Here is a 3,360-nt window from a genome sequence, read left to right as displayed (position 1 = left end):
ATAACATGAACAAGCAAATGCAACACAGGATCATCGCCCTGGCCGCCGCCACGCTGTGCAGCGGGGGCGCCCAGGCCATCACCTTCGAAGGCGAGACGGTCTCCGGCAACTTCGACTCCACCGTGTCCTTGGGCGTGGGGGTGCGCGCCAGCAAGCAAGGCTGCGGCCTGGTGATCGGCAGCAGCGGCGGCAATGCGACACCGGCTTCCGGCCCCAGCGCGCCGGCCGGCTGTGCCGATGCGCTGTCCTCGCTCAATGACCAGGGCGACCTGAACTACAACCGCGGCGACCGCTTCACCACCTACCTCAAGGGCACGCATGAACTGCTGCTGAACATGCCCGAGGACGTCAAGTTCCTGGGCCGCGTGAGCTGGCTGCGCGACTTCTCGGCCACCCGCAATACCGGCAACATCAGCGGCGCCAACCCGACCGGTCGCTCGCTGTCGGATGAGGCCACCAACGAGCTGCATTCCAAGGTGCGCCTGCTGGACCTGTGGGTGAGCAAGTCGTTCGACCTGGGCGAGGAACGCGCCCGCATCCGCGTGGGTAACCAGGTGGTGAACTGGGGTGAAAGCCTATTCATCGCCGGTGGCATCAACCAGACCAACGCGGTCGACCTGATGCGTCTGTCCAATCCGGGCACACAGTTGAAGGAAGCCATCCTGCCCGCGCCCATGGTCAACTTCGCCACCGGACTGGGGCGCGGCTTCTCGGTGGAAACCTATCTACAACAAGGATGGGAAACCAATTACTTCCCGCCGGTGGGCAGCTATTGGTCCACCGCCACGGTGGGCATCGGTGCCGAGGCGCTGGGCGTGCCCACCACCAGCCGCCCGCGTTCCACCGGTCAGTACGGCGTGGCGCTGCGCTATACGCCACCGGGAGCGGACGTGAACTTCGGCCTGTACGTGATGAACTATCATGACAAGTCGCCCGTGCTCTCCACCGCCAACACTGCCAGCGGACTGGGCTATTCCTATCTGGAAGACCGCAAGATGGTGGGCCTGTCGGCCAACTTCCCGCTGGGCAACTGGGCCATCGGCACTGAATTGTCGTATCGACCCAAGGATGCAGTCGCGCTCAATGGCTCGGTGCCCAACGCCAATGGCGGCCTGTGCATGATCAATGGCAAGTGCTATATCGAGAGCCAGAAGTACCAGTTGGCCGTCACCGCCATGCTCAACCTGAGCCCAAGCGAACACGGTGCCGTCCTCAAGGCCCTGGGCGCCGATACCGCCACGCTGATGGCCGAAGCGGTGGCCATCAAGTATCCCAACCTGAAAAACGCCTATGGCGGCATTCCCGTGGCGGCCGGTCTGTGGGGCTGGGGCTATGACACCACCGCCAATGCCAACAGCACACTGGCCAATGGCGGCACTACCCCAGGCGTGGGCAGCGCGACGTCGTATGGCTACAACTTCGACTTCAGTTGGGTCTACGATGGTTCGGTGATTCCAGGCTGGCAGGTCATTCCCGAGGTCTACTTCTTCCATGCCGTCAAGGGCCGCACACCCAATGCCATGGCGACCTTCATGGAAGGCGCGAAGATGGCCAACTTCACCGTCACCTTCACCCAGAACCCGGCCAAGTGGCAGGTGGCGCTGAACATGGCCAAGTTCTGGGGCGGCGCCAGCGTATTCGACCAGCCGCTGCGGGACCGCAGCTTCTATGGCATGACCATCAGTCGCAACTTCTGACCCGCTGCGCCCGGACCCTCCACGGTCCGTGGTGCATCGTCCTGGCTGCCGCCTACGGGCGGCACGCCTATTTGTCCCAGATCCAAGACCCCAGCCCCCGAGACCGAGAACACCGCATCATGCCCACCGCCCCTTCCCTGTTGAGCCTGGACCGACTCGAAGCCTGTCTGTTCCGCTTGCGCATTCCCATCCTGCTGGTACTGCTGGCCTGCACCGCCGTGCTGTCTTTCTTCGCCCTGCAATTGCGCATGGACGCCGGCTTCGAAAAACAGATGCCGACCCATCACGAATACATCGACACCTTCAAGCAATATCGCGACGACGTGCTCGGCGCCAATCGTTTGAACATCGTGCTGCGTGCACGCCATGGCAGCATCTGGACCAAGGAGGGACTGACCCGCCTGTCGGAGATGACCCAGGCCGTCATGTTCCTGCCCAACATCAGCCGGTTGGGCGTGCAATCGCTATGGACGCCCAATACCTTCGTCAACGAAATCACCGAGGAAGGCTTTCGCGCCGACCCGGTCATTCCCGGCACCGTGATCCCCTCGGCCCTCACGCCCGAGAGTATCGAACAGATCCGCAACACGGCGCTCAATGGCGGCTTCGTCGGCACCCTGATCTCGCGCAACCAGGACAGCGCCATGATCGTGGCCGAGATCAACGAGTTCGACGCCAAGGGCGACAAGGTCGATTACCTGGCCTACAACAAGCTCTTGAACGACTTGCGCGCCAAGTACGAGAACGCCGACTTCGAAGTGCAGATCATCGGCTTTGCCAAGCAGATCGGTGATGTGGCCGATGGTGCCGAAGGCGTGTTGAAGTTCTGCGCCATGGCGCTGCTGCTGACCACGGTGGCGGTGTACTGGTACTGCCGCTCGCTGCCCTTCACGCTGCTGCCGGTGGCCTGCTCGCTGGTGTCGCTGGTGTGGCAGTTCGGCACCCTGCGCCTGTTGGGTTATGGGCTCGATCCGCTGGCGGTGCTGGTGCCCTTCCTGGTGTTTGCCATCGGCGTCTCGCATGGCGTGCAGCAGATCAATACCATCGTACGCGGCATTGCCAGCGGCCAATCCTGCGAAGCCGCGGCGCGCGCCAGCTTCAAGGGCTTGCTCATTCCGGGCGTGCTGGCGCTGGTGACAGCCCTGGTGTCCTTCATCACGCTGGTGATGATCCCCATCCCGATGGTGCGCGAGCTGGCCATCACTGCCTCCATCGGCGTGGGCTACAAGATCATCACCAATCTGGTGATGCTGCCGCTGGCGGCGTCCTTGCTCAAGGTCGGCAAGACCTATGCCGAGGCCGCCATGCGGGCCCAGCAGGCCCGCGGGCGCTGGCTGGCAGTGCTGTCGCGTGCAGCGCAACCCAAGGTGGCGCGCAGCATCGTGGTGCTCACCCTGCTGGTGCTGGCCGGCTCGGCCTGGTACAGCCACGACCGCCTGGTCGGCACGCTGCAACCGGGCGCCCCGGAACTGCACGCCAATGCGCGCTACAACCAGGATGCCCGCTGGATCGCCGACAACTACGGCAATGGCCTGGACTGGCTGACCGTGATCCTGGCCACGCCCGCCAACTCCTGCGACAAGGTCGCCTTCGGTCGCTACCAGGACCAGTTCGATACCGTCATGCGCCACGTACCTGGCGTGTTGTCGGTGAGCTCCTCGCC

At 63.7% G+C, this 3,360-nt stretch carries 2 protein-coding genes; both read left to right on the top strand.

The features are described 5' to 3' along the window. Window positions 1-5: 5 nt before the first annotated feature. Window positions 6-1,697, top strand: coding sequence for a DUF1302 domain-containing protein (locus tag I5W_RS23350; RefSeq protein ID WP_083893614.1), 1,692 nt, complete (start codon window positions 6-8; stop codon window positions 1,695-1,697). 119 nt (window positions 1,698-1,816) lie between these two features. Then, the coding region (locus I5W_RS23345) for an efflux RND transporter permease subunit (protein WP_044531039.1) at window positions 1,817-3,360 on the top strand (1,544 nt) is incomplete at its 3' end.

It is taken from the genome of Herbaspirillum sp. B65, assembly GCF_000333555.1.
GTDB lineage: Bacteria > Pseudomonadota > Gammaproteobacteria > Burkholderiales > Burkholderiaceae_D > Herbaspirillum > Herbaspirillum rubrisubalbicans.
Note: the sequence above shows the minus strand (reverse complement) of the source record. Positions and strands in the feature narration are given on the sequence as shown.